The sequence below is a fragment of the Bradyrhizobium sp. MI1.7 genome, from assembly GCF_055811795.1.
This window is the reverse complement of sequence record NZ_JBVVPO010000163.1, coordinates 1-4,146: the sequence shown is the minus strand read 5'-3', so window position 1 is coordinate 4,146 and position 4,146 is coordinate 1. Positions and strand designations below refer to the sequence as shown.

The window sequence follows — 4,146 nt, the reverse complement described above, 5'->3', positions numbered from 1 at the left end:
GTCGGTAATGGCTGAAGTACGAAGAGTCGAAGAAAAGCGTAGGAATGAGTTGACTTTGCCCGCCCGATTAGGAAGGCAAGATAAAAGCACTGTCGCCGAAGAGCGGCTAAGTGGTTGTCTGCACATCCAAGATTTGGCGCTCTCAGGATCCTCACTGTCGCCACGTTCGACCTAACGCGATGGAGGACTTGCTCAATTGCGTCTGCGTTTCCTCCACCTCACGATTATCGGCACTTTCAACGCCGGATGCGAGCCGCGTTCGCGATCGACGGCGAATCTGATGTAACGCGGGCGGGCCGCGCGTTGTCCGCACTGCGCATGTCCGGTGCTCCGGGGCATGCGTGAGAACACTCCGCGCGAACTATATGGGGCCAAGGCCGATCGCGTCGGCACCGGAGTTCACGGAGCGTATCGTCGCGCGGGGAGACAGTGCCGAGCTGTCATGTCCAAAAGATTTGCGGTCGGCTTGTCGCAACCTTAGACGATCTCCTCGGCCGGGCACTCCGGGCATGTATCGCCGATCGATTCCAGGACTTCGGCGATCGCAACCGCGGCGGCCTCCGGAGAATACCCCTCCGGTGGATTCTGCCGCGCTACATCGAACGCACGCTCGTGAGCGTGCGGGTCGCCGCGATCTTGCATCCAGCCGTGCTCTCCGCACTCCCTGATGGCTCCGGCCTCGTTGAGGACCAAAATGGCCCAGCCGCGCAGCGTGCGGATCGCAGGTCCTCTTTCCCTAAACATCAGCATGAATTCGCTCCACCGAGACGAATCCTCGTCTCTCGCCCTCGTTCCGGGCGGTAACACAGGGCAGGGATTCGAAATCGTCGGCTCTGGATCTTGTCCACGTGTTCCGCCCTCTTGTGCACAACACTAGGAGGCCGCGGCCGGGTCTTCCTTCTCGCCGGTCGCCACGATCTTCAACGCGCCGTCCGGGAGTGGCCGGTGCAACGCCTTTGCCTCGTCCCAAGGAGCGCGCATCCAGATGTCGTACTGTTCGCCCGTTGTGAGGATGACCGGCATCGCCTTCGGATGGACTCGTTTCACTTCTGCGTTGGGATCACAGGTCAGGAACCCAAAGACATCGGCCGTGACCTCGCCCTCCTTTGCCTTCCGCACAGACGTCCAGTTGGTCCAGATTCCGCCGAAAGCGAGCAGGGGGCGGCTCTCATCTGGGGAGAACCAGACAGGGACCTTCTTCCCATCGATGGTGTCGTACTCGCTGAAGCTGGTGAAGGGCACCAGGCAGCGATTGTCCGGCTCGAGCCATCGCTTCCAGTGGCTGCTCTTCGTATTGCGGATGTTTGTTATCCCGGAGTCTGGCTCCATCCGGAGCAACTCCTTGAAGTCGACCTGCTTGCCCTTGGCCTCGAGCTTCTCTGCTCGCTTCTTCGTGGCGTCCATCAAGGCCTTCGAGGATGAAGGCATTCCCCATCGTGCCATCACGATCTCGCGTCCGTCTGCCGCGTTGCGGACGATGGGCGCGGGATAGTCGGGAAAGATGCCCGGCATGCTTGGCAGGTTGCCCACGCGGCTGTTCAAGGCTCCAAACAGCTGACGTATTGCATCAACGTTCTTGGTCATCGAGTAGAGATTGCACATCGTCACGTCTCTGAAGGAGCGGGGCGGGGGCGGCGCACAAGCTGCAGCAGCGTCGCCACAGGACGGCGTCCCGCCTTAGCACATTTGTTGCACCGGAGCCTGCCGGCCAGGTCATGCACAAAGGTTGTGGAGGCGTGCGGCAATACAGCCAGATCAACGTCACGTCGGGTCTTGCAGCGGGAGCATTCGATCTCCAGCCAAGGATAACCGCCGTTGATCGCCTGATCGATCGCCGGCGAAGGATCGATCGGCTCGCCATTCGCCCACATGCGCTCATTCCAGCTCTCACACAGAAGGCGATCCGCTTGCTCGATCAGTGCTTCACCCTTGGCGCGAGCCGCGGTGGACTGCTCAGCCAAGATGGTGGTCATCGCGCGTGCCTTGCCAAGCTCCTTGCCAAGCGCCTTCCGGTCGCCGCCGGAGAGCGGCGTCGGGTGATGCTTCGGAGCCATCCGGGGTGACGCAGGTAATCGATCAAACCGGCCCGAAGGCCGGCCAGCAACCGTCCTCCTCGTAGCGGCCGGTTCGGTTCTGGCATGTGTTGTCCAATAATCGTTGCCCAACCTCCTTCCAGCTCGCCTGTTGTCCGTAGAGACGGACGGCATCTACTTTCTGGATCTCAACAATGCGCTCGCACCTGCGGCAGGAAACCCGCAGGACATGCAGCGGAATCTCGCAAAGGCGCTGGCCGGGGCTCGAACGTCCCGGGGCCGTTGTCTGGTCATGGGCATCGTCGAGGAGGGCACGCCAGTACTCGTCCGGCATGTCGTCCTTGGGAGCGAGCGAACGCTCCCCCGGGGCTTTCTTTCCCATTGAGTTGGCTAGCTTTTCCATTTGCTTTCGGGTGGGCATTCGCCAACTCGCAGGTCGATCGTTCATGAAGGAATTAGAACATAAAGAGAACAAAAGTCGAGTCCGACCAAAGGAGGCTGGCCGAATTATTTGCCCCTGCCATTGTCGGAACCAGCTGCTTTCGATCGTCTTGAGTCCAAGCCGTCCAACATGGAGTTCTGCGTACATGGCCCCCCGCGCCAACTGGAAAGGCTTCCTGCGTCTGTCCCTCGTGACGTGTCCGGTGGCGCTGTACCCAGCGACCTCAGAGTCCGAGAAGATTTCCTTCAATCAGCTCAACCGGCAGACGGGCCACCGCATCAAGTACATCAAGGTGGATCAGGACACGGGCGACGAGGTGCCCAACGAAGACATCGTCAAGGGCTATGAACTGGAGAAGGGGCAGTTCATCGAGGTGACGAAGGAGGAGCTCGAAGAGCTCGCGTTGGAATCAACGCGAACGATCGAAATCGATGAGTTCGTCGACAGGTCAGAGATCGACCCACGCTACCTGATCCGGCCCTATTACCTTCGTCCAGATGGCAAGGTTGGCCACGACGCCTTCGCGGTGATCCGCGAGACCATCCGTGAAATGAACAAGGTCGCCATCGGTCGCGTCGTACTGACCAATCGCGAGCACATCATTGCGCTTGAGCCGATGGACAAGGGGCTCGTGGGAACGTTGCTGCGTTACCCCTATGAGGTGCGCAGCGAACAGGAGTACTTTGACGAGATCCAGGACGTCAAAGTTACCAAAGACATGCTGGATCTCGCCAGGCACATCGTGAACCAGAAGGCAGGCACATTCGATCCCAAGAAGTTTGAGGACCACTACGAAAGCGCTTTGGTCGAACTGATCAACCAGAAGCGGGCCGGCAAGATGATCCGCCCCAAGGAGCGACCAAAGGGTGAGAACGTCGTCGATCTGATGGAGGCGCTACGGCAGAGCGTCGGGAGGGAGAAGTCGACGGGGACTACAAGTTCACCGAAGAAGTCGGCCAAGAAGCCGCGCAAGGCTGCAAGCGGTCAGAAAGAGATGCTGATGCCTATTGCCGGCAAGAAGCACGCAAGGGAGACAGGTGCGAAAAAGCAGCCAGCAAAATCGCAACGTCGATCTGCCTAGGGCCTATGTTCATGAGTGTCGAGCGAACTCTGCTTCGCATCCTTCGTTCCAAACGCAGCAGATGTCGCGAGGGGCTTTGCAGCTCAATTTGAATTGTGGTCGTGCCGGTTTGACAGATGCATCATGGCTTCTTGGACAAGATCTACCGAACGGCGGAGCCGTTGCAAAAGAGGACTCAAGTCCGCCGAAGTAATCTCTTCCAACTGTAAGCTGTCGACCGAAACGATCTGTGCGATGAGCCGGTCAATCGGCTCTGTGATGGATGGCAGGCCGCCTTCCACGTCTTCGCAACTAGATCCGTATAAGCTGATTCGAACGTGACCATCCGGCCCTACCGCGGCCGCGAGTTTCGCATCCCTTAGGATCGCGGTCTCGGCAATGGAGGCAGGAATCTCCAGAGCACAAATCGCATTTCCCGTCTCACTGCAGCGATAGCCGGCCCGGTAGGAAGACGGGCCAAACGGTCCACTACTTTCAATCTTAAAGAACACTTCAAATGTGTTGGCCATCTTGTCTGTCATTCGGCCTGCAATATTGACCCCCTAAGCCGGGGGATCGGCGTCCAAAATTGACCCCCTATAGGTTGGTCT

At 59.0% G+C, this 4,146-nt stretch carries 6 protein-coding genes; 1 reads left to right on the top strand and 5 read right to left on the bottom strand.

The window, feature by feature from the left end:
- Window positions 1-477: 477 nt before the first annotated feature.
- From AC0L3X_RS46620 to AC0L3X_RS46605, 4 genes are all read right to left on the bottom strand, one after another.
- Complete coding sequence (locus AC0L3X_RS46620; RefSeq protein ID WP_473317556.1) at window positions 478-750, bottom strand: hypothetical protein; 273 nt, start codon at window positions 748-750, stop codon at window positions 478-480.
- A 123-nt stretch (window positions 751-873) separates the two neighbouring features.
- Window positions 874-1,602 (bottom strand): SOS response-associated peptidase, encoded by a 729-nt coding sequence (locus tag AC0L3X_RS46615; RefSeq protein ID WP_473317555.1) that lies wholly within the window; start codon window positions 1,600-1,602, stop codon window positions 874-876.
- Between the two features lie 2 nt (window positions 1,603-1,604).
- A complete protein-coding gene (locus tag AC0L3X_RS46610) occupies window positions 1,605-2,054 on the bottom strand; it encodes a hypothetical protein (protein WP_473317554.1) in 450 nt (149 codons plus the stop codon).
- A gap of 22 nt (window positions 2,055-2,076) precedes the next feature.
- Window positions 2,077-2,454 carry a hypothetical protein gene (locus AC0L3X_RS46605; RefSeq protein ID WP_473317553.1) on the bottom strand — a complete coding sequence of 126 codons (378 nt, stop codon included), beginning with the start codon at window positions 2,452-2,454 and terminating at the stop codon, window positions 2,077-2,079.
- Window positions 2,455-2,620: 166 nt separating this feature from the next.
- Between AC0L3X_RS46605 and ku the strand changes: the two genes are divergently transcribed.
- Window positions 2,621-3,556, top strand: coding sequence for a non-homologous end joining protein Ku (ku, locus tag AC0L3X_RS46600; protein WP_473317552.1), 936 nt, complete (start codon window positions 2,621-2,623; stop codon window positions 3,554-3,556).
- A gap of 83 nt (window positions 3,557-3,639) precedes the next feature.
- Here ku and AC0L3X_RS46595 read toward each other — a convergent pair whose 3' ends face one another.
- Window positions 3,640-4,077, bottom strand: coding sequence for a hypothetical protein (locus tag AC0L3X_RS46595; RefSeq protein ID WP_473317551.1), 438 nt, complete (start codon window positions 4,075-4,077; stop codon window positions 3,640-3,642).
- Between the last annotated feature and the right edge of the window lie 69 nt (window positions 4,078-4,146).